Source organism: Photorhabdus luminescens subsp. luminescens, assembly GCF_001083805.1.
Classification (GTDB): Bacteria; Pseudomonadota; Gammaproteobacteria; order Enterobacterales; family Enterobacteriaceae; genus Photorhabdus; species Photorhabdus luminescens.
The window spans coordinates 135,984-159,174 of record NZ_JXSK01000001.1 but is presented as its reverse complement, the minus strand read 5'-3'; the positions used below and the strand labels follow the sequence as shown (position 1 = coordinate 159,174).

Genomic DNA, 23,191 nt, shown 5'->3' with positions numbered 1-23,191 from the left:
AGTGAGCGCAGCCAACAAAGAGGCAACTTGAAAGATAACGGGTATAAACGTAAAACGTATCAAGCCGCTCTGCAAATCTCTAACGAACCCAATCAATAACAAAAAGGGTTATATCTGTTTTGAGATATAACCCTGTTAATCATCTTTTTTACCTGATCATATGTTTTCTCTGACTATAATTGTTCATAAAGTAATTGACGACGTAGAGAGGTGAACCATGTGGCAGGCAGTAAATCGTTTGTTAAACGAACATTTCGGTGTTGCTGAAATTCACGATAAAACTGAGTTAGCCGGAGGGGACATCCATCAAGCCTGGCGAGTCACTCATGGAAAACGACAAGTTTTTGTCAAATCAAACCTGCGGGAAATGCTCCCTGTCTTCAAAGCAGAATCAGAACAGCTTGAACTCCTGGCACGCAGCCAAACTATCCGTGTTCCTACTGTTTATGGTATTGGCAATACCCGTGACCATAGCTTTCTATTGCTTGAATTTCTGCCTTTAAAATCTTTTGATCCTCACAGTGCCTATTGTTTCGGTCAACAACTGGCAAAACTTCATCAATGGAGCGAGCAACCTCAATTCGGCTTTGATTTTGACAATATGCTGGCAACAACACCGCAACCTAATGGCTGGCAACGACGTTGGCACCAATTTTATGCGGAAAAGCGGGTCGGTTGGCAATTACAAATCGCAGCAGAAAAAAACATGATATTTGGTGATATTGATAATATCGTCCAAGCCATAAGTAACAAACTTCAACACCATCAACCACAGCCCTCTCTCTTACATGGCGATCTCTGGCCGGCTAATTGTGCTTCGTTAGATGATCAAGCCGTTGCCTTCGACCCAGCCTGTTATTGGGGAGATCGTGAATGTGATTTCGCTATGTTACCGTTATACCCCAATTTACCAATGCAAATTCTTGATGGCTATCAGAGCATATGGCCACTCCCTGCCAACTTTATTGAACGACAACCAGTGTATCAGCTCTATTATTTGCTTAACCGGTGTAATTTGTTTGGTGGTGACAATCTTATTGTAGTTCAAAATATTATTGATAATATTTTAACTGAAAATAGCTAATAAGTGGCTAATCAAGCTGCGAAACCCTTATTCCGCAGCTATAGCCAACCGGAGAGTCTACCAACCTAAGATTTTCAATAGAAAATAAAAAATTGCGCCGATAATTACCGGTGAAATATATAAGATATAAATCTGGCTGAACAGTGTATGACGAGGAAGTTTAATTTTTAATTCAATCTGTTCTCTTGTCAGGCCATCATTGCCTTTAGCTTTTTCAATAATAAGCTGATCTTCAATGTGTTCGCGTATAAACTTCACTTGTCTGTACATACGTTGACCTGATGCATTCATAGCAAGGCCGAAAAAAATAAGAAAATAGATAATCAAGAAACTAAGTGTTGATCCGGTAAAATCAGCCAGATGATCAGGTGTTGGCGAATTTTTCCAGAAGAAATCCAGAAACGGGGTATTAAAACGCACCATTTCAGCCATCATTTTCAGCAAATCATCTAAAACAGCATTAATACCATCACCTTTAATACCATGCAACCAAGCAAGATTGATCACAGAAACAATGGTCGATAAAAGTGCCGGAATAAAAATCACCCAACCTAAAACTCGCTTAATAATAGCGATGTATCCGGCTTTTTGGTAAGTCATCGATACCCCTCATAGCAATAAGCAGATTCTATTTTTGGCTAATCATAGCCCATCAATCACCAAATTTAACTTTATATTTAATTAACTAAGGATTTCTTACCATGTTCCCGATCAGGAAAAGATTTCATCCCCTGAGGTTGTTACAATCAGCTTTCGCTAACTGTCTGACCAGAGAGATACTATATACCCTTCATCTTTCAAGCTGCTGCTTTGTTGGCTGCTTTCACTCACCCCAGTCACATAGTTATCTATGCTCCTGGGGATTCGTTCACTTGCCGCCGCGCTGCAACTCAAAATCTATTGGGTATAAATGTCCTTTCATTTACCAATAAAAGCGGCCATTTTCGATATGGACGGTTTACTGATTGACTCTGAACCCTACTGGATATCGCTCCGATAAATTGTGTAGCTCTGGAAGATTCATTCAATGGAATGATAGCAACGAAAGCTGCAAGAATGCGTTCAATTGTTGTGCCATCAGCTCATCATTTTGATGATCCACGTTGGGTTTTGGCAGAATTAAACTGCATTCACTCGAACAACTAACTGTAATGAACATCATCTGATTATAACTTTAGCTGCCATCATCTGTGTTGATGGCAGTTTCTTATTGTTCATACAATAGCCGTAGCGCTTATGTCTTATTCTGTCAAATAAAAATTTAATTAAATATTAACGTTATATATTAATAAATAAGATATTTTTGCTTTTTACCCTCTATCTTACCCACATAAAACCCTCTATACTTCGCCGACTGTATGGATAGACAGTTATTAGTCAGAGGAATTTATGACCGCAGAAGGGCATCTTTTATTTTCTGTTGCCAGCATTATCTTGGCACACAAACTAGAAATAACACCAGAGATAGCTAATGGAGACTGGTTGCATATGATACCAGGGGTGTTGCTTACTGCCTTGTTGCCCGATATCGATCACCCTAATTCAACTTTGGGTAGGTTATTCAGATTTATCTCCATTCCCATTGCCAAACTCTGTGGTCATAGAGGATTTACTCACAGTTTACTTGCTCTCATATTAGGGGTTACTTTATTTTGGCTAAAAATACCGGAAGAGTGGTTAATTCCAACTGATTTTTTTCATGCCATGATTGTTGGCTATTTGAGCCATCTGATTGCAGATATGCTAACACCCGCTGGTGTGCCGTTATTATGGCCAATCAAAATACGTTTCTGTCTACCTGTGCTTGGCAAGCAAGGAAACAAGAAAGCAGAAAGGTTTATTTCTGCCCTATTAATCGTTATTGCCGTTTTTCTACCAGAAAATATTGAATACTCTATACTTTTTTACATCAATCGTATCAAAGATCTCTATTTCTAATGCTCTAATTGACTAAAAATAAATCTTAAAAGTCACATTTGTTATATTAAATTCTATATAGTTATAAATGAGAATAGTTTAAGCTGGTACTATGCTCCCCAACTGCTTGTTGTAATGTGTTCGTTTGCAGACTTACACGATTCGATACAGCTTATGACTTAACTAAATTGAATTCTGGAGTTTGGGGATGAATTTACCACTCATTTCGAATGTGCTCGTCTTCGTAGCACTGCTTTTGCTATTGTCAAAAGCCAGTTCACGGCAATGGAACCTGTCGAAAAAGGTTTTTGCGGGCCTTGCCATTGGCATTATTTTTGGTTTAGCACTGCAACTAGTTTATGGCTCTGATAATACCACAGTGAAGGAATCCATATCATGGTTCAACATTGTAGGTAATGGCTACGTACAGCTTCTACAAATGGTCATTATGCCTCTGGTATTTGCCTCTATTTTGAGTGCAGTTGCTAAATTACACAAAGCATCTTCTCTAGGAAAAATCAGTTTTCTAACCATTGGAGCGTTGCTATTTACGACAATGATTGCAGCGCTTATCGGTATCATGATTATCAACCTGTTCGGCCTGACTGCTGAAGGTCTGATTCAAGGTCCTCAAGAAACAAACCGCCTGTCTGCTATCGAAAACAACTACGTCAGCAAAGTCTCTGACTTATCTGTACCACAATTGATTTTATCTTTTATTCCTAAAAATCCGTTTGCAGATTTAACCGGCGCTAATCCAACTTCGGTTATCAGCGTTGTTATTTTTGCAACCTTCTTAGGTATCGCAGCCCTGCAAATGTTGAAAGATGATCATGAGAGGGGTGCGCGCATATTAGTCGCTATCGATACTATACAAGCATGGGTAATGAAACTGGTCCGCTTGGTTATGCGCTTAACGCCGTATGGCGTTATGGCTCTGATGACCAAAGTTGTCGCCAACTCTAATCTTCATGAAATTGCAAAACTGGGAACCTTCGTTATCGCATCCTACGTTGCACTAGCGCTAGTTTTTGTTGTTCATGGGTTTCTACTTTCTCTTATCGGCATCAATCCACTTAGATTCTTCAAAAAAACTTGGCCAGTGTTGACCTTCGCATTCACCAGCCGTTCCAGTGCTGCCAGTATTCCACTGAATGTCGAAACCCAGACACTCCGTATTGGCGTACCAGAATCTATCGCCAGTTTCTCAGCATCTTTCGGAGCAACAATTGGTCAAAATGGCTGTGCCGGGATCTATCCCGCCATGTTGGCAGCAATGGTTGCTCCAACAGTAGGCATAAACCCTCTTGACCCGATGTGGATTGCAACACTCGTTGGCATCGTCACTATCAGCTCTGCTGGCGTCGCCGGTGTAGGTGGCGGAGCTACGTTTGCCGCACTGATTGTCTTACCTGCAATGGGATTACCTGTAACGTTGATCGCTTTATTGATTTCTGTTGAACCTCTCATTGATATGGGCCGTACAGCACTGAATGTAAGTGGTTCAATGACCGCTGGTACTATTACCAGCCAACTGATGGGGCAAACTGATAAAACTATCTTCGATCAAGAAGAACAAGTTGAATTAAGTCAGCTATAATTTAAAAACTTCAAAAGTTGCAAAAAAGCCGGGGTTGATTTCCCGGCTTTTGATTTTATTCACAATATTATTTATTCAGGTATTGTCCACTACGCAACGCTTCAATACGTTTGTCCAATGGTGGGTGAGACATGAACAGCTCACTGAATGTTTTTGATTTACCATTAATACAGAACGCCATCATACCGCCTTCTTCCTGCGGTTCATAACTGGTTTTCAGACGCTGTAAAGCGGCGATCATTTTCTCACGACCAACCAACTTAGCAGAACCTGCATCTGCATGGAACTCGCGATAACGGGAGAACCACATTGTGATAATGCTCGCCAGAATACCAAATACTATTTCCAACACCATTGAAACAACCATGTAAACAATCGGATTGCCGGAGGAGTTACTCTCTTCTTCATCACTGTTGCCAGACAGGAAACTTGATACAGCCTGAGCCAGTAGACGGGAAATAAAGATAACGAAAGTATTTACTATCCCTTGCAACAAGGTCATCGTCACCATATCGCCATTAGCAATATGACTAATCTCATGAGCAATAACCGCTTCTGCTTCTGCCCTACTCATGTTATCCAATAGACCGGTGCTGACGGCCACCAGAGAAGCATTACGACGCGCTCCGGTAGCGAATGCATTAATATCAGGCGCGGCATAAATCGCAACCTGAGGCATAGCAATATTGACCTGTTCCGCTTGACGGCGAACAGTTTCAACTAACCAATGCTCAACTTCATTTGCTGGCTGTTCTATGACCTGACCACCCACAGAACGCAGGGCCATCCATTTGGACATCAATAGGGAAACAAACGCTCCACCGAAACCGAACAGGCCTGCCATAATCATCAGACCTTGTACACTACTCCCCTGAATTCCTGTCAAAGAAAGTATTATCCCGAACACCAACATAACAGCAAGGTTAGTGAGGAGGAACAAAACAATTCGCATCATAAAAACCGGCTTCCTTTATTAATAATCAATGCACTTTCAGAACTACTCTATTAAATAAGGCTGTTCTTGCTATATTCAAGGCTTTTAACCTGTTAAGTGATAAGAACAACACAACTTTACAAAATCATAAAAAAACCCACATTAGCCTAACACCAATTGGTTAAACAAAATACTCCAATACTCGGTAATCCTGAGAAAATGTGAAACAATTCATCTTTCCTGAAAACAAAAAACACCTTAAAGAGACTGTTCATATTACTGAAAACCCAATATACCCGTTATCTTTCAAGTTGCCTCTTTGTTGGCTGCACTCGCTCACCCCAGTCACATAGTTCGCTATGCTCCTGGGGATTCGCTCTCTTGCCGTCGCGATGCATCTTGAAATCCATAGGGTATATACCGTTCACTCAAAACATCCCAAGCGAACGGTATTGGGCATTAATCATTAACAGGCTTTAATCCATTATTTTACTTAGATTTAGCTAACATTTTCTCAGCAGGTTGGTGCGCTAAATCAAGTGCAATCTTCACTGATTCATCAAGATAGGGATCTGGCCCCTGATAATCTTTAGGTAAATCATCCAGTGAAGTTAACGGCTTTTTACCCTCGCGTTTAAAGCGATCATTTATACGATTCAACTTCAGAGCATCCGCTTCTTTATTCTCTTTCTCTCTTTGTGCATAGTTCAGAGAAACAATATTTTTATGCTCTTTCATCGCCTTATAGTGAGCAATATCCTCATTGATGTATTTGAATTCTGAATCATTTGTAATGCGAGCATTGTGAGCGGTATTCAACTGAGGAACCAAGGCAGCAATAATTTTAGACCCTGTATAACGGGCAGGAGGAATGCTATCCCAAGGCAAAGCATTATCTTCGAAACTTTCCCCCGTTTCTGCCGGATCAACCCCCGTTGGCATTACGATATCAGGAGTCACCCCTTTACGCTGAGTACTACCGCCATTCACACGATAGAATTTCTGAATGGTATATTGGACAGAACCCAATGATGGCCAATCAGGGCGCATCATTTGATCGTAAATACGACTCAAAGAACGATATTGCTGAACAGTGCCTTTACCAAAAGTCGGTTCACCAACAATCAACGCTCGCCCATAATCCTGCATTGCTGCGGCAAAAATTTCAGAAGCTGAAGCACTAAAATGGTCTACCAGAACAACTAAAGGCCCTTTATAGTACACTACTTCATCAGTATCAGAATCCTGGCGGATTTTTCCATTATTATCTCTAACCTGGACAATCGGGCCGCTTGGAAGAAACAAGCCTGATAAAGAAACCGCCTCTGTCAGAGCGCCGCCACCATTGCTACGCAAATCAATGACAATAGCACTGACATGCTGTTTGATCAGTTTTTGTAATTGAGTTTTAACATTATCAGTCAAACCAACATAAAAACCGGGGATATCAAGCACCCCCACTTTTTCCTGACCAATTGTCTTAACTGACATCTTCACAGCCCGATCTTCCAAACGGATCTGCTCACGAGTTAAAGTAACAGTACGTGGTTTTGCCCCTTTGGTATCAGAAATAACCTCAAGCCGTACTTTACTTCCTTTAGGACCTTTAATCAGCGCAACCACATCATCCAGACGCCAGCCAATAATATCCACCATAGACTTCCCTGACTGAGCAACACCGATAATCTTATCGCCCACGTTTAATGCTTTGCTCTTAGCGGCAGGTCCACCAGCAACCAAAGAGTTTATAACCGTGTAGTCATCATCTATTTGCAAAACAGCACCAATTCCTTCCAAGGAAAGACTCATTTCTGAGTTAAACTGTTCAGTATTGCGTGGTGAAAGATAATTGGTATGAGGATCAATTTCACGGGCAAACGCAGTCATAATCAATTGGAAAACATCTTCACTTTGACTTTGTGTCAGACGTTTTAACGCGGATTGATAGCGCTTGGTGAGCATCTCTTTGATTTTACTGTCCTCTTTGCCGCTGAGCTTGAGGTTGAGCCAATCATACTTAACTTTAGCATCCCAAAGTTTATCTAGCTCTTCCACACTCTGCGGCCAAGGGGCTTTGGAACGATCAACATCAATTATATCGTTACCATCAAAATTCATTGGCTGTTCAAGACGCGATAAAGCGTACTGATAACGCTCAAAGCGACGTTTCTGTAATAAATTAAACAAGTCATATGGAATTTCCAGATTTCCACTTTCCAATTCCTTGCCTAACAACTTTTTCTTATCGGCATACTGAGCAATATCTGACGCTAATAATATGTTATGGCTGTAATCCAGTATATTGAGGTAGCGGTCAAATATTTTTGCCGAAAAATCACCATTTAAATCAAATTGGCGATAATGAGAACGAGTGAAGCGGGATGTTACCCGCTCGCTCACTGTTGAATGCTGAGGTTCTTGTTTCAATATAGGTAGTTGTTCAATATGAACAGGAACAGCCACTGGACTGTTTGTATTTGCATAACAAGTACCAAAAATTGAAACACCTAAGACAAAAGCCAGTCTGACGAATTTGTTCATGCCCAGGTTGGCCTCCGTATCAGAACTGTAAATGTTCTGCGCGTACAATCATTGCCAAACCGGAAGGCAATTGCACTCGTATGCCATCTTTGGCGATTTCAAGCACAGAAGCATCCACTGAGCTTTTACCCACTCTTACTTTAATTTCCTGACCAATTTTCAGCGATGAAACATCGACAATCTGAGTAGGTGCAGGTTGAGCAGGTTGAGCAACTGGCTTACGTGCTTGCTGAGGGCGTTTTTGTTGGCGTGGTTGTTGCTGCCGTTTTTCCCCCTCAGTATTGTCAGCACGGCGACGAGGCGCTGGTTTCTTGGCTATGGGCCGTTCATTTTTTTCACCAGCAGTCGTATTTTCAGCTTCACGTTTTTTAGCTCTTTGCTCTGCACGCTGTGCCTGAACCCGTGCTTTGGCTTCAGTCAGTTGCTGAAGAGCGTGCTCAATATGTTCCGCTTCCAGTTCACCGCACGAATTACCATCAAGGTCAACACGCTGTGCGCCTTCTTTAACACCATACAGATAGCGCCAACTTGATGTGTACAGGCGTAAGGCGGAGCGCAGTTGTGTTTTACTTAAACACTCTTCGTCCTGAATACGTTCAACGATATCTTGAAAAATACCGATCTTTAAAGGACGAGCTTCACCTTCTGCGACGAAACAGAGCGGGAAACGCTCAGCTAAAAAAGCAATAATCTCTTTACTACTATTCAACTTAGGTTGATTTTCCATGAAATTTCCTGATTACAACGGTTTTGCCAACCAGCATAGGCATGAACTGGCGTCATTATAATAGCGTTGCTGATAAATGCCACGTTATCCATATGTTAAGTTACATTCAATTCAACATATTTAGGCACAACGCACTGTTCTAAATGAGCGCAAAGCCCATCAATAAGGGCTTGTAAGCCAAATTCGTCTTTCTCGTCGAACCTATTAAAGACCGTACTATCAATATCCAATACACCGATGACTCTACCGCTCACGATCAACGGCAACACAATTTCAGCGTTACTAGCAGCATCGCAGGCAATATGACCTGGGAACGCATGAACATCATCAACACGCTGGGTGCGTTTTTCCAATACAGCCGTTCCGCATACCCCCTTGCCAACAGGTATTCTGACACAAGCAACTTTTCCCTGAAATGGCCCTAACACCAACGTATCACCATCAATCAGGTAAAAGCCAACCCAGTTAACGTCATGCAAGCGTTCATACAACAATGCACTGGCATTAGCCAGCGTCGCTATTAAGTCATACTCACCAGACAACAGAGCTTTTAAGTCCCCCGTAAGCTCCCGATAGAACTCATTTTTATTCATAATTGACCTATCCGATGAAATTCACAAAACGCATCTCTATTTTTATATCAAAAAAATATCAAATGCCCATAACAATAAGGTTAACAGTCTGTCACACCGACGTAAATTTTTTACTGTCTTTAATAAGATATTCTTTAATTATATTTATTGAGTACTGGTAAAGGCTTGTGAGATATCACACTACTCACCAAAACATTATCAAAGGTGCAACCAGTACAAATATGATTCACTGTCAGCATCGCTATGCCCTCATACAATAAAATCAAATTGAACTTTTCCACAATTATAAAGATCAATTATCCGATAACAGTGTCGCTCATTAGCCCCTTTCATTTGAGAGTTGACTCGCTGTGTAGTAAAAAACAAAACATTCAAACAATTTATCTGTAGAATTATTGCATTTACCACTCCATCCCTAACACTTTTAATCCTTACTACCACACCAAATAAATATTTCCTACTGAATGTATAAAAGGTCAAAGAATGACAAAGATAAAAAAAGCAATATGACAAGAGTAAGTTTTAGAACGGATAATTATAACAGCAATATCATCTACCGATTATCCAACACAGAAAATATTATTACTGGAAATCTCAGCTATTTGATCTATCCTCAATGATGGCCACACTGGTCTTACCTGTTATCTAAAAGTTAAGGAATAATCATGAACCAGACAAAATTAAGAATTTCCAGCTACGAAATTGATGATGCGATTCTCTCTTTACCTTCCGAAGAGGACGATATCACCATTAGCATTCCTTGTAATTCCGACCGCGAACTTTGTATGCAGTTAGATGGATGGGATGAGCACACAAGTATTCCCGCCTTACTAAACGACAAACACATTCTTCTCTACAGAAAACATTATGACAGACAAAAACATGCATGGGTTATGAGGGTGGCCTGATGTCCACAAAACTTGTGACAAAAAAAGGCCGAGTTGACTCCTCTACTCGGCCTAGGGAAAATGGCTCTTAAGAGCCGTGCGCTAAAAGTGTCATTGAGACGTAAAACAACTTACAATTTAAAGCGTAGTTGACATACTTGCATTTTACCAACTTTTTGGATAATAAATAATCAAAAACAACATCTTCCATTAAGCCAAATAGACGCTATCGCTTACTCAATGACATTATCTTTTATCGCACAATGCTAAAGCTGCTTGTTGGAATGGCTCTATGCTCATTTTTTGAGTCGGATTTTTACCATCATCCAATAAAATAATATCCAAAGGCTTAGCATTCACCTTCCCTACCTTCATCATCTCTGTAGCTATATCGTTCAATGGATATTGCACTAGCGTACTTGGATTAATCACAAACAGAGCCTTATTTGCTCTGCAATCCAACATCACTTCCTCCCGTGTAAATGCCCATTTATCACCAAATTGTAGCTTACTCACCGTTTCAATCGGCGCAGCAATACTTTGAAAAGAGAGACAAAACAAGGGAAGTAATAAAAGTAAACGTTTCATAAAGTTACCAAGGTAGATATAAAAACGAGCGAAGTGGATCTTTTCACATAGTTAGCTATGCTCCCAGGGATTCGCTCTCTTGCCGTCGCGATACATCTTGAAATCCACAGGATATAGTTAAGAAAATCAAATCGGTTGATAAGTAGCAAAAACAGCAACACATAATAAAACCAATGCTCCGAGAATAATTTCAACCCAACTATTGACAATCAACAATTGATAGCGGCCAGGTTGCTTCAATTTAGGAACCAGGATATAGCGGTTAATTAATGCAAGCATCACCATACCCGCCACCAGAGCTATCTTCAGCCATAGCATGGATTGATACTCACTGCCACTGTATTTCGGCCAGTTCGGCAGCAAAATTAAGCTGCTTATGATGCCAGTCATAATAATCAGGGTTACAGCAACATGACCATATGTGGAAAAGCGCATCATAGAAATCATAATCTGTTTATCTAACCCTATAGCCGATTCATTGTGTATCCGTAAAAATTGCAGGCATAGCAAAAAGGGCCATAATCCACCAAACCAATACCCAACACTCACCAAGTGAATTACCTGATTAATCTGAGAAAAAATACCTGTTATCCCATCATGCATTACCGAATGGCCCATAAAGGCATGGCAGGAGAGTAAAACAGTAGAACTGATTAACATCAGAATATTTCTGACTTTTTGTTTACTGATAAACAAAAACCCCGTAGCAACTATTGAAATCAGTATTTGCCATTGCCAAACTTTACCAAAAGTTGTTCCCAGTACTGCCAGCCAGATTTCTAGATTATAAATATCCTGCCAGCCATCACCCATTATTCCCGCTTGAATTGCCAACCATCCAATAGTTGTTATTAATGTCACAACGGTACTGATAATTACCCCTAAACGAAGGCGCGCATCAATCAGAACAGATAAACGCTCAGGAACCAGGATGGCAGTAAATACGCTAAAACCAAACAGTAACATAACTGCCACAAAATGGGTGAAGCGACAAAGAATATACAACGCCGCCAGAGACATCATTATTTCACTGTAAAGCTATAGACACCTTTGGTCTTATGCCCATCAACAGAGACCACGCTCCAGTTAACATCATATCTCCCTGTCGTTAGTTTATCTTCGATAGGAAGAATCAGCTTTGTATTAGTTGCCGGATCAAGCTTCAATTTTCCGGTTTTAATGGGTCTATTTTCCGGGCCAATCACTTTTACTTTACTAAAATTCAGTTCAATACCTTCAGAAAAGCCCAGCGTGATTACCTGCGGTGTATTTTCTACAGTAGTATCTTCTGCCGGAATTTGTTCTGTCAAATGCGCATGGGCCAAAGCCTGCTGGCAAGATATGCCAACAAAAAGAACAATTAAAGCAGATAATTTTCGGCAAAAAGAGCGGATTGCGCTAATGGTCATCAAATAACCTCTTAATTTTCAAATGAATCTCTATAAATTGTCATCATTTTATATCAAAAGAGTTATTTTATCTGCGATAACTTACAATGAGAATTTCGTCTTGTGAACTATCGCGCAAAAATAAAGGAAAACCGCAGCATTGACTTTAAATACCTAAAGTTATTGCGACTACTGCGGCTAATTAATTCCGCTTCATTAGACAGGATTTGCAGCAGCCAGACCTTTCAGATCTTTATCTAATAGGAAAAGTGCCTTACCATCCTCACCAACCATATCCAATTTATCAAGGATAGATTTAAACAATTTCTCTTCTTCATGCTGTTCTGCTACATACCATTGCAGAAAGTTAAAAGTAGAATAATCTTGCGTGGTTATCGCCAAATGAGCAAGTTTATTAATTTCGGCAGTAATGAACTTCTCGTGTGCATAAGTGCTATTGAGGACATGGGTTATAGATTTATAATCGGCCGTAGGCGCATCAATTTGTCCCAAACGCGGCATTGCACCTGTATCACTCAGATAATCAAACAAGCGATGCATATGCTGCATTTCTTCCTGGGAGTGTGATTTAAAAAACGCAGCGGCGCCTGGCAACCCTTGTTCACTGCACCATGCACTCATTTGCAGATATAAATTCGCAGAATAGAACTCCAGATTCATCTGCTCATTTAATTTATTAATCATTTCTTGGTTTAACATAATGGATACTCCAGTCATTAATTCCCCTGTATTATGCCAATTAAATCAAAATAATAAAACCCAATAAGAGAAAATAAATTAAATATATATATCACGTTGAAATATAAATATATTTTTCAATAAAAAAATGAAAATGAATCTCATTTAATATATTTAAATGAAAATGAATTACATTTACAAAATAATCTCCATCAAAGAATTTTGATATTTAATGATAATGAATATTATTTATATTTATAAAATAATCAATTCAGACCTTGCCAGAAAAACCTGTCTGGATTAGTTTTATCGCTTTGTGAATGAGAGAGACACTTATGAAACATAATCTGGCCGAGCTTTCCACAGAGGATATGGATAAAGTGAATGCTGACTTGGCAGCCTCCGGTGTAGCTTTTAAGGAACGTTACAATATGCCAGTACTTCCCGATACAGTTGAACAAGAACAACCCGAGCATCTGCGGCAATATTTTCAACAACGTTTAGTACATTATCGCCAATTATCCAAACAATTTTCCCGCTTACCCTACGAACCCAAAAACCGCTGATCAACCAGTAAGCATGGGTAACCACCGGATAACCGGTGGTTATATCCAATTACTGATCGGCAAACCTATCCGTTGCACTAATAAGTTGATGTAAAATACCCGGCTCATCAAATGAATGTCCTGCTCCTTCAATGACATATAATTCCGCTTCCGGCCATGCCTGCGCCAGATCCCAAGCATTTTGCACCCGACAAGCCATATCATATCGGCCATGAATGATAACTGCCGGAATATCCCGTATAACGTCAATATTATTCAGCAGTTGCTGCTCCTCATTCATAAACCCCTCATTGATAAAATAGTGGTTCTCAATTCGAGCAAATGCCAGGGCAAACTCATCTTCTGCAAAACATTCCACGCTATCTGAAGGAAGCAACGTTACCGTCTCCCCTTCCCACAAGCTCCAGAGACGAGCAGCTTCTAATTGAACCTGACGATCATCACTGGTCAATCGCTTATTATATGCTCCGATAACATCCTTTCGTTCTTCCTCCGATAAAATAGATACCGTTCGTTGCCATTTGTCAGGGAAGAAATTAGAAGCGCCATCCTGATAATACCAGTACAACTCTTGTGGCCTCAGCAAGAAAATTCCCCGAAGAACTAATTCAGAAACGCGTTGAGGGTGAGTCTGGGCATAAACTAAAGATAAAGTTGAACCCCACGAACCACCAAATACCAGCCATTTTTCCACGCCCATCAATTGACGTAAACGCTCAATATCTTCAACTAAATGCCAAGTGGTATTATTTTCCAAGCTGGCATGAGGTTTTGAACGCCCACAACCACGCTGATCAAACAGCATGACATGATATTTCTTGAGGTCGAATAACCGACGGTGATAAGAGGCAATACCACCGCCCGGCCCGCCATGAATAAATACAGCAGGCTTACCTACAGGATTACCACATAATTCCCAATAAATTTGATGACCATCGCCTGTATCCAAATAACCCGAACGATAGGCTTCACAAGCCGGATATAATTTTCTCAATTCTGACATAACATTTCCTTTACTGACTAACACCAAACCTGGTATCCGTCTATACCCGTTATCTTTCAAGTTGCCTCTTTGTTGGCTGCACTCTCTCACCCCGGTCACATAGTTATCTATGCTCCCGGGGATTCGCTCCCTTGCCGTCGCGATACATCTTGAAATCCATTGGGTATAATGACGGGTAGAGATAACTATCAGAAAATGTTATTTCAATTCGCTATAGCTAATCGTATTTTGCTGACAATCAACGACAACACGGTAATCTTTGTCACGCTTAGAACCACGAACAGTCAGCGGAATTTTTAATATATCTTTATCGCCAGTAATATTTTCTGCCTTTATCCACACCACGGGTTTAGACGTTCCCAACTGCTTTCTGTCTTCTGACCAATGGTTAATACGGTTTTGCAGAAAATCACGCTTTACTTGAGCGGCAATTTGCGATTTGGTTAAATTATCGCAAGAAATAAATTTATCAACACGTTTGTTCTCCGATACAGCAGACACTGTGAATGAAACCGTGAGCAAAAGTGCGGCGCCCGATAGACCAACGCTGTTAATGACATGACATGCTTTCATACTACCTCCCGTTAATATCTCAAAATAAGAGATTAAATATGGAGCTAACCTAACATGCCAAGTGAAATAAATGTGTGATTATTGTTAAATAAATAATTTAATTATGTTCATTTTTCATCATCAAACACTACATTAACCTGCTCTTTTCCTCGATGCTGTTCACGAATTTCTTGTGCAACCAACGCAATCGCTTCCCCACTGCTCATTCCTTCAACCATCAATTGTTGAATTTTTTCTACTGCTAATTGCTGTTCCTGATGGGATAAAGTTGGCATATCTGAAAACATGATAATAACCTCTATAAAGTGATCTATGCCGAGGAGTATAGCGATTTTTAGCGCAAGTAAGGAATGGATTTCTATGTTAATCTGTAAGGACTAAAATCAAGACTAACTTTTGCATTACAACTGCTAAATCAACACCATTATGAGTATTTCACTACAAAAACGGCAATTACCCTATCAACCAGACGCTGCCATCAACTATTTCGCGCCGATTTCAAACCAGTCTTGGGCAATGCTGCTCCATTCTGGTTCTGCCGACCATCCTCATAATCGGTTTGATATTCTGGTTGCAGAGCCACGGATAACATTACTCAGTCATGATAAATCAACTGAAATAAATGAAAATGGCGATAGCTATATTACTGAGGAAGATCCCTTTTACCTGCTAAAAAGACAGCTAGAGAAATTAAATATTACGGCAAAACCTGATCCTAATTTGCCATTTCAGGGTGGCGCACTAGGCTTATGGGGATATGACCTTGGGCGCTATATTGAAGAATTACCATCACAAGCCACAAATGAGCTGTCATTTCCAGACATGGCAATGGGTATTTATGACTGGGCGCTGATTGTTGATCATCACAAAAAAGAGGTGATTTTATTCAGTTACAGTGATGTTGATGCGCGCCTGAACTGGCTTACTTCTCACCAAACTTCTCACCAACTTTCACCAAAAGCAGCTTTTACGTTGACCAGTGAATGGCAGTCAAATATGAGCGCCAAACAATATAATGAGAAAATTAACTGCATTCATCAATATCTGTTAAGTGGTGATTGTTATCAAGTTAACCTGGCACAGCGATTTTGCGCTGATTACCAAGGAGACGAATGGCAAGCATTCATAAAACTTAATGAGGGCAACCGCGCACCTTTTTCAGCTTTTATTCGTTTACCGGAAAACAGCGTTATCAGTGTCTCTCCTGAACGTTTCTTACTGCTGGAAAATAAACAAATTCAAACTCGCCCGATTAAGGGAACATTACCGCGCTTAGATGATACAGAAAAGGACGCCCTGCAAGCTGAAAAACTAGCAGCTTCGAAAAAAGACCAAGCCGAGAATTTGATGATCGTCGATTTACTGCGTAATGATATTGGCCGGGTAGCCACACCGGGGTCAGTGAAAGTGCCTGAATTATTTATGGTTGAACAATTCCCTGCCGTTCATCATCTGGTTAGCACAATCACCGCAACATTGCCAAATGAACAACATGCTACGGATCTATTACGTGCCTGTTTTCCCGGCGGTTCTATTACTGGAGCTCCTAAAATCAGAGCGATGGAAATAATAGAAGAGCTTGAACCTCACCGCCGACATGGATATTGTGGTTCAATTGGCTATATTAGTTTCTGTGGCACAATGGATAGCAATATCACCATTCGTACCCTCTTAACGGAGAAAGAAAAAATATATTGCTGGGCCGGTGGCGGAATCGTTGCCGACAGCATTGCTGAAAAAGAGTATCAGGAAACATTTGATAAGTTGAATCGTATTTTGCCGCAACTAGGGAAAATAAAAGAAATATGATATCTCTGTCTGATTTCGTTAACAGATTTCAGTTACAACTTCCACTATCACCTAAACGGCTTTTGGATAATAACCGCCACGCTGCGGTGTTATTACCGATCATCTGCAAACCGAAACCTACATTATTATTAACCCGACGCTCCGATACCTTACGATCGCATGCCGGTCAAGTAGCCTTTCCTGGGGGAGTTGCTGATCCTAAAGATAAATCAATAATCGCGACAGCATTACGAGAAGCGGAAGAAGAAGTTAACATACCTCCTCAAAAAGTTCAGATTCTGGGACAACTGGCTCCTTTAAATAGCACCAGCGGCTATCTGGTGACACCTATTGTCGGATTATTGCCCCCCGGATTATCCCTCCACAGTAACCCGACAGAAGTTTCTAATATATTCGAAGTTCCTCTATCTGAAGCACTTTCACTTTCAAGTTACCATTATCTTGATGTTAATCGCCGTGGTCAGCAACATCGTATCTATTTTTACTGGTATCAGCAGCATCTCATCTGGGGATTGACAGCGGCGATAATTCATCAATTAGCTCAACAAGTTCAAGTTTGATCCAAATCATTTAGGAATCACTAATTTGTATTTTTTTTGCCCATTTTTGTCACTATTGCTATCATAATTCAAAAAAAACTGTAAACTCCCTTATCAACACTACTAAATCACAGTAAAGTAGCGTACCCCAATATATATAACTATACCCAATGGATTTCAAGGTGCATCGCGACGGCAAGGGAGCGAATCCCCGGGAGCATAGATAACTATGTGACCGGGGTGAGTGAGTGCAGCCAACAAAGAGGCAACTTGAAAGATAACGGGTATATATCTCTATCTTTTTTAAGGAGTCTTGCGTGATTAGCGTTTTCGACATGTTTAAGGTCGGTATTGGCCCATCTAGCTCTCATACGGTTGGCCCGATGAAAGCCGGCAAACAGTTTGTCGACGATCTGGTAAACCAGGGATTAATGCCTTCTATCACGCGTGTAGCCGTCGATGTTTACGGCTCACTCTCATTAACCGGCAAGGGTCATCATACGGATATCGCCATTATCATGGGTCTGGCAGGTAATTTACCCGCCACCGTTGATATTGATTCGATCCCCGGTTTTATTCGTGATGTAGAGCAAACACAGCGTATTAAGCTGGCCAACGGTTTACATGAAGTCGATTTCCCGCGTGATAGCGGCATGGTTTTCCGCAGTGATAATCTGTCATTACATGAAAACGGCATGCAAATTCACGCATTCGCGGGGGACAAAAAAGTTTATAGCAAAACCTACTACTCAATTGGTGGTGGTTTTATTGTTGATGAAGAACACTTTGGTAAACCTTCTCAGGATATGAAACCCGTTTCATATCCATTCAATTCAGCAAAAGAATTACTGATGAATTGTAATAAAACCGGATTATCTATTTCCGGTTTAATGATGAAAAATGAGCTAGATCTCCACAGCAAAGAAGAAATTAATGCCTATTTTGCCGATGTTTGGGATACCATGCAGGCTTGTATTGAACGCGGTTTGAACACGGAAGGGGTTTTACCTGGCCCACTGCGTGTACCACGCCGGGCAGCGGCACTACATCGTATGCTGACCTCATCAAACAATCTATCTAATGATCCAATGAATGTTGTGGATTTGGTGAATATGTTCGCCCTGGCAGTCAATGAAGAAAATGCTGCGGGCGGGCGTGTTGTTACCGCGCCAACCAATGGTGCTTGCGGCATTGTTCCCGCCGTACTCGCTTATTACAACCACTGCATTGAGCCTGTAACGCCAGAGCTCTATATCCGCTATTTCCTGGCTTCCGGCGCTATTGGCATTCTTTATAAAATGAATGCATCAATCTCTGGCGCTGAGGTGGGTTGCCAAGGGGAAGTGGGTGTTGCCTGCTCGATGGCAGCAGCCGGCTTGGCTGAACTGCTTGGCGGCAGCGCTGAACAGGTCTGTATTGCGGCTGAAATCGGTATGGAACATAACCTCGGCCTGACCTGTGACCCAGTGGCAGGTCAGGTACAAGTACCTTGTATTGAACGAAACGCTATTGCTTCAGTAAAAGCAATCAATGCTGCACGCATGGCTTTACGCCGTACCAGTGAACCACGCGTTTCTCTCGATAAAGTTATTGAAACTATGTACGAAACAGGTAAAGACATGAACGCTAAATATCGCGAAACATCCCGCGGAGGTCTGGCAATTAAGGTTCAGTGTGATTAATCAAATAAATAACCTGTTTTTTAATCGATAAATGCTTCTGTAATGAAAATATCCCTACCATATGGTTGGGATATTTTTTAACCAAAATTTAAAATGATCATCTTTTGATCTAAAAAGATGAATATGTTTTCAATTTTAAATTAATAAAATGTTACCGCAAACAGAATAAACATCTAACAATAAACAAATTATAGATAATTATAAATCAATTTTACAATTTTTAGCTTATTAAATTGTTTTGTGGTTAACATTTTTATCTATTTCATTTTTTCTGACTGACAGCAATTTTCCTCCGCTATTTCTAATGTTAATCTAACAGCCGATTTTTTCAGTCAATAAGAGATAAAGTCTAAATCAAGTCAAATATTTAGGTATCATATTGATAAAAGGTCATTATTCATACAAATAAGATTTTTATTGGAGGAATGATTCATCAAAATTATTGCAGTAACTTTGTCATAATCCTGCGTTTATATTTTGTTAACAGAGGGGAAAACAGGTGAGTATAGCCATTATGATTGGCACACACGGGGCTGCGGCTGAGCAACTGCTTCGTACCGCAGAGATGTTAATTGGAGAGCAAGAAAATGTTTCTTACATTGACTTCGTTCCTGGTGAAAATGCCGATACCTTATTTGAAAAATACAACAGTAAACTGGAAACGCTTAATACAAAGCAAGGTGTACTATTTCTTGTCGATACATGGGGAGGAAGTCCATTCAATGCGGCTAGCCGTATTGCCGTAGATAAAGAGAATTATGAGATCATCACCGGAATTAACGTTCCAATGTTGGTTGAAACCTTTATGTGTCGAGATGATAACCCATCTCTGGCAGAACTGGTTTCTGTTGCTCTGGAAACAGGGAAAGAAGGCATCCGGGCCCTGAAAACAGAAGAACCTCAAAAAACTGAACCCGTCAAACCTGTGACATCCGTTGCAGCACCTTCATTTGCGCCATCAACCGGCGGTCATATGAAAATTGCACTGGCTCGAATTGATGACCGACTCATTCATGGTCAGGTCGCTACTCGTTGGACAAAAGAAACCAATGTCAAACGGATCATTGTCGTCAGCGATGAAGTTGCTGCCGATACTGTCCGTACCACCTTGCTAAAACAAGTTGCTCCACCGGGGCTCAGTGCTCACGTGGTTGACGTTGCAAAATGTGTTCGCGTTTATAACAACCCGAAATACGCCAATGAGCGTGTCATGTTGTTGTTTACAAACCCAACAGATGTTTTGCGTTTAGTCGAAGATGGTGTCGATATCACTTCCGTCAACATCGGTGGAATGGCTTTCCGTCAGGGAAAAACGCAAGTTAACAACGCAATATCCGTTGATGAAACCGATATTGCAGCCTTCAAAAAACTAGATGAACGAGGCATTGAGCTTGAAGCCCGTAAGGTTGCCAGCGACAGCCGTTTACAAATGATGGATCTACTCCAGAAGGTTAAAAACGAAAACCAGATCAGAGCAATTTAACTATTACTCAATGATAAAAATTACTCAATGACAAAAATTTCTTACCAAATTTAATTTGGTTACAGGAGACAAACAATGGAAATTACCGTTGTTCAAATTACATTGATATTCATCGTGGCTTGTATAGTCGGAATGGATTCCATTCTTGATGAATTTCAATTCCATCGCCCACTCGTGGCCTGCACCTTAATCGGGATCATTCTCGGTGATATGACAACCGGTATCATTATCGGCGGTACGCTAGAGATGATCGCTCTTGGCTGGATGAATATCGGTGCTGCCATTGCCCCGGATGCGGCCTTAGCATCAATCATCTCCACGATTCTGGTCATCGCTGGCGGTCGTGATATCGGTGAAGGTATTGCTTTGGCCATTCCGCTGGCAGCGGCAGGACAGGTTCTGACTATCATTGTACGTACCATCACCGTCGCCTTCCAGCATGCGGCTGACAACGCAGCAGAACGTGGCAGCCTGCGTGCGATTAGCTTTATCCATCTATCCGCATTACTGCTCCAGGCTATGCGTATCGCCATCCCTGCCCTGATTGTGGCACTATCGGTCGGCACCAACGAAGTCCAGCAGTTACTGGCTTCTATTCCAAAAGTGGTAACCGATGGCTTGAACATCGCAGGGGGTATGATTGTCGTTGTGGGTTACGCAATGGTTATCAACATGATGCGTGCCGGCTACTTAATGCCCTTCTTCTACCTCGGCTTCGTTACAGCGGCATTCACTAATTTTAACCTGGTTGCATTAGGCATTATTGGTATTGTTATGGCCGTGCTGTACATCCAGCTAAGCCCTAAATATAACAAATCTCAGGCAGTTGCTGCCCCTGGACACGCCAATAACGATCTTGATAACGAATTAGATTAAAAGGATGAGCAACATGTTAGATACCACAAAAACGGCTGCTCAGACAGCAGACCAGAAAAAATTGACACCCAGTGATATCCGCGGTGTATTTCTTCGTTCGAATGTGTTTCAAGGTTCATGGAACTTTGAACGTATGCAGGCCTTGGGCTTCTGCTTCTCTATGGTGCCAGCTCTTCGTCGTTTGTATCCAGAAAATACCGATGAGCGTAAACAGGCCCTCAAGCGCCACCTTGAATTCTTCAACACTCACCCTTATGTCGTTGCGCCTGTATTGGGCGTCACTATGGCAATGGAAGAACAGCGCGCTAACGGCGCAGCCATTGATGATGGTGCGATCAACGGTATCAAAGTCGGTCTAATGGGACCATTAGCCGGTGTCGGCGACCCTATTTTCTGGGGGACAGCCCGTCCCGTATTTGCTGCTTTGGGCGCTGGCCTTGCAATGAGTGGTAGTTGGCTTGGGCCTGTCTTATTCTTCTTCTTATTCAACCTGGTACGCCTATTGGTTCTCTATTCAGGTATCTCCTACGGTTATAAGAAAGGGATCAATATCGTTCAAGATATGGGTGGCGGCTTCCTGCAAAAAATGACGGAAGGAGCGTCAATCCTTGGTCTATTTGTCATGGGGGCATTAGTTAATAAATGGACGAAAGTCAATATCCCGTTGGTTGTATCAGAAATTCCTAACCAACAAACAGGTGAAACGACAATAACCACGGTTCAGAATATCCTCGATCAGTTGATGCCGGGCCTGGTGCCCCTTTTACTGACATTTGCCTGTATGTGGTTACTACGGCATAAAATCAATGCCCTGTGGATCATTATTGGCTTCTTTATTCTGGGGATTATTGGCGCCAGATTTGGTTTCCTCGGTCTCTAGAACAATATCATTCGGGGAGGAATGCCTCCCCATATTTTCTTTTTATAACAATACAGGGATAAGGAATGAACCTTAATGATATGGTATTAGTTGGTTTAATCATACTAATGCTAGCCTTTGCTGTTTATGATGAATTCATAGTTAACTTGCTGAAAGGGAAAACTTACTTACAAATAAAGCTAAAAAGAAAACATAGAATTGATACACTCATCTTTATTATCCTGACACTTATTGTTGTTTATAACAATATCACCTCTTATGGCAGCCGTTTAACCACATATTTATTACTGTTTACTATCCTGGTGACTATTTATATTGCCTATATACGTTCGCCTAAATTATTTTTTAAAAATAACGGTTTCTTCTATGCAAATACCTTTATTTCCTATAATCGGATAAAAACCATGAATTTATCTGAAGATGGAATCCTGGTTATTGGTTTGGAAAACAAGAAATTATATATATCAGTAAGCCAACTTGATGATTTAGAAAGAATTTATAAATTTCTCATCGAAAACAAATAGATAAGTAAAAATAATAAATAAGAAAATAAATAATAAATAATAAACAGTCAGCCTTATGCTGGCTTTTATTTTCCCCATAAAACAGATAATGATAATTATTATCAATATCATACCTTAACCTTAAAAATAATATTATTTTCCCTTTTTGAATTATTGTGCTATCTTTTAAATTGTCATGGGGAGTAGCCTGTTTCAGAGAAACGATTTAGTTAATTTCTCTGAAAAGCCCGTATCAACACGCTCGTTACAAAATAAACGTGGTGCGGGTAACCTTATTACTATCTTAGCAGGCATTATT

23 protein-coding genes and 2 pseudogenes are annotated in these 23,191 nt (G+C 40.8%); 13 read left to right on the top strand and 12 right to left on the bottom strand.

The window, feature by feature from the left end; all coding sequences use genetic code 11:
- Positions 1-217 precede the first annotated feature (217 nt).
- On the top strand, positions 218-1,084 hold the full coding sequence (locus TI10_RS00705) for a fructosamine kinase family protein (RefSeq protein WP_049581264.1): 867 nt from the start codon (positions 218-220) through the stop codon (positions 1,082-1,084).
- A 57-nt stretch (positions 1,085-1,141) separates the two neighbouring features.
- Here TI10_RS00705 and TI10_RS00700 read toward each other — a convergent pair whose 3' ends face one another.
- Complete coding sequence (locus TI10_RS00700; protein WP_049581263.1) at positions 1,142-1,684, bottom strand: YniB family protein; 543 nt, start codon at positions 1,682-1,684, stop codon at positions 1,142-1,144.
- Positions 1,685-2,065: 381 nt separating this feature from the next.
- Here TI10_RS00700 and TI10_RS25765 point away from each other — a divergent pair.
- The 3 genes and pseudogenes from TI10_RS25765 to TI10_RS00690 form a co-directional block, all read left to right on the top strand.
- A pseudogene (locus TI10_RS25765) lies at positions 2,066-2,250 on the top strand (hexitol phosphatase HxpB); the annotation flags it as partial.
- A gap of 223 nt (positions 2,251-2,473) precedes the next feature.
- Positions 2,474-3,022, top strand: coding sequence for a metal-dependent hydrolase (locus TI10_RS00695; RefSeq protein ID WP_049581262.1), 549 nt, complete (start codon positions 2,474-2,476; stop codon positions 3,020-3,022).
- A gap of 187 nt (positions 3,023-3,209) precedes the next feature.
- A complete protein-coding gene (locus tag TI10_RS00690; protein WP_049581260.1) occupies positions 3,210-4,601 on the top strand; it encodes an L-cystine transporter in 1,392 nt (463 codons plus the stop codon).
- A gap of 67 nt (positions 4,602-4,668) precedes the next feature.
- Here the strand turns inward: TI10_RS00690 and htpX are convergent, their stop codons facing one another.
- The 4 genes and pseudogenes from htpX to TI10_RS00670 all read right to left on the bottom strand — a co-directional run bounded on the left by htpX (position 4,669) and on the right by TI10_RS00670 (position 9,396).
- Positions 4,669-5,556 (bottom strand): protease HtpX, encoded by an 888-nt coding sequence (htpX, locus tag TI10_RS00685; RefSeq protein WP_049581259.1) that lies wholly within the window; start codon positions 5,554-5,556, stop codon positions 4,669-4,671.
- A 468-nt stretch (positions 5,557-6,024) separates the two neighbouring features.
- Positions 6,025-7,980, bottom strand: a pseudogene (gene prc / locus TI10_RS00680) (carboxy terminal-processing peptidase); the annotation flags it as partial.
- A gap of 115 nt (positions 7,981-8,095) precedes the next feature.
- Positions 8,096-8,803, bottom strand: coding sequence for an RNA chaperone ProQ (gene proQ / locus TI10_RS00675; protein ID WP_049581256.1), 708 nt, complete (start codon positions 8,801-8,803; stop codon positions 8,096-8,098).
- Positions 8,804-8,898: 95 nt separating this feature from the next.
- A complete protein-coding gene (locus tag TI10_RS00670; RefSeq protein ID WP_049581255.1) occupies positions 8,899-9,396 on the bottom strand; it encodes a GAF domain-containing protein in 498 nt (165 codons plus the stop codon).
- A gap of 665 nt (positions 9,397-10,061) precedes the next feature.
- Between TI10_RS00670 and TI10_RS00665 the strand changes: the two genes are divergently transcribed.
- Entirely contained in the window at positions 10,062-10,304 is a 243-nt protein-coding gene (locus TI10_RS00665) for a DUF1480 family protein (RefSeq protein ID WP_049581254.1), read from the top strand.
- A 225-nt stretch (positions 10,305-10,529) separates the two neighbouring features.
- Here the strand turns inward: TI10_RS00665 and TI10_RS00660 are convergent, their stop codons facing one another.
- The 4 genes from TI10_RS00660 to ftnA form a co-directional block, all read right to left on the bottom strand.
- Positions 10,530-10,871 (bottom strand): YebY family protein, encoded by a 342-nt coding sequence (locus TI10_RS00660; RefSeq protein ID WP_049581253.1) that lies wholly within the window; start codon positions 10,869-10,871, stop codon positions 10,530-10,532.
- Between the two features lie 126 nt (positions 10,872-10,997).
- Positions 10,998-11,891 carry a copper homeostasis membrane protein CopD gene (gene copD, locus TI10_RS00655; protein ID WP_049582120.1) on the bottom strand — a complete coding sequence of 298 codons (894 nt, stop codon included), beginning with the start codon at positions 11,889-11,891 and terminating at the stop codon, positions 10,998-11,000.
- A gap of 2 nt (positions 11,892-11,893) precedes the next feature.
- Positions 11,894-12,280 carry a CopC domain-containing protein YobA gene (gene yobA, locus TI10_RS00650; RefSeq protein WP_049581252.1) on the bottom strand — a complete coding sequence of 129 codons (387 nt, stop codon included), beginning with the start codon at positions 12,278-12,280 and terminating at the stop codon, positions 11,894-11,896.
- A 195-nt stretch (positions 12,281-12,475) separates the two neighbouring features.
- A complete protein-coding gene (gene ftnA / locus TI10_RS00645) occupies positions 12,476-12,979 on the bottom strand; it encodes a non-heme ferritin (RefSeq protein WP_049582119.1) in 504 nt (167 codons plus the stop codon).
- 314 nt (positions 12,980-13,293) lie between these two features.
- Here ftnA and TI10_RS00640 point away from each other — a divergent pair, with 314 nt between their 5' ends.
- Positions 13,294-13,524 (top strand): DNA polymerase III subunit theta, encoded by a 231-nt coding sequence (locus TI10_RS00640; RefSeq protein ID WP_049581251.1) that lies wholly within the window; start codon positions 13,294-13,296, stop codon positions 13,522-13,524.
- 49 nt (positions 13,525-13,573) lie between these two features.
- On the opposite strand, the gene pip is transcribed toward TI10_RS00640, so the two are convergent.
- The 3 genes from pip to TI10_RS00625 form a co-directional block, all read right to left on the bottom strand.
- Entirely contained in the window at positions 13,574-14,527 is a 954-nt protein-coding gene (gene pip, locus TI10_RS00635) for a prolyl aminopeptidase (protein WP_049581250.1), read from the bottom strand.
- A gap of 198 nt (positions 14,528-14,725) precedes the next feature.
- Positions 14,726-15,100, bottom strand: a complete 375-nt coding sequence (yebF, locus tag TI10_RS00630) for a protein YebF (protein WP_049581249.1) — start codon at positions 15,098-15,100, stop codon at positions 14,726-14,728.
- 107 nt (positions 15,101-15,207) lie between these two features.
- Entirely contained in the window at positions 15,208-15,387 is a 180-nt protein-coding gene (locus TI10_RS00625; RefSeq protein WP_036781980.1) for a YoaH family protein, read from the bottom strand.
- Positions 15,388-15,526: 139 nt separating this feature from the next.
- On the opposite strand from TI10_RS00625, the gene pabB reads away from it, so the two are divergent.
- The 7 genes from pabB (at position 15,527) to TI10_RS00590 (ending at position 22,893) form a co-directional block, all read left to right on the top strand.
- Positions 15,527-16,909, top strand: coding sequence for an aminodeoxychorismate synthase component 1 (gene pabB / locus TI10_RS00620; RefSeq protein ID WP_049581248.1), 1,383 nt, complete (start codon positions 15,527-15,529; stop codon positions 16,907-16,909).
- Positions 16,906-17,469, top strand: a complete 564-nt coding sequence (locus TI10_RS00615) for a CoA pyrophosphatase (RefSeq protein ID WP_049581247.1) — start codon at positions 16,906-16,908, stop codon at positions 17,467-17,469. The genes pabB and TI10_RS00615 overlap by 4 nt, the downstream gene beginning before the upstream one ends.
- Positions 17,470-17,765: 296 nt before the next feature.
- Positions 17,766-19,130 carry an L-serine ammonia-lyase gene (locus TI10_RS00610; RefSeq protein WP_049581246.1) on the top strand — a complete coding sequence of 455 codons (1,365 nt, stop codon included), beginning with the start codon at positions 17,766-17,768 and terminating at the stop codon, positions 19,128-19,130.
- 499 nt (positions 19,131-19,629) lie between these two features.
- The gene (gene manX, locus TI10_RS00605) at positions 19,630-20,613 is read left to right on the top strand and encodes a PTS mannose transporter subunit IIAB (protein WP_049581245.1); all 984 of its coding nucleotides are present in this window, start codon (positions 19,630-19,632) and stop codon (positions 20,611-20,613) included.
- 75 nt (positions 20,614-20,688) lie between these two features.
- On the top strand, positions 20,689-21,489 hold the full coding sequence (locus TI10_RS00600) for a PTS mannose/fructose/sorbose transporter subunit IIC (RefSeq protein ID WP_049581244.1): 801 nt from the start codon (positions 20,689-20,691) through the stop codon (positions 21,487-21,489).
- 13 nt (positions 21,490-21,502) lie between these two features.
- Entirely contained in the window at positions 21,503-22,369 is an 867-nt protein-coding gene (locus tag TI10_RS00595) for a PTS mannose transporter subunit IID (RefSeq protein WP_049581243.1), read from the top strand.
- Positions 22,370-22,434: 65 nt separating this feature from the next.
- Positions 22,435-22,893, top strand: a complete 459-nt coding sequence (locus TI10_RS00590; RefSeq protein WP_049581242.1) for a DUF986 family protein — start codon at positions 22,435-22,437, stop codon at positions 22,891-22,893.
- Positions 22,894-23,191 lie beyond the last annotated feature (298 nt).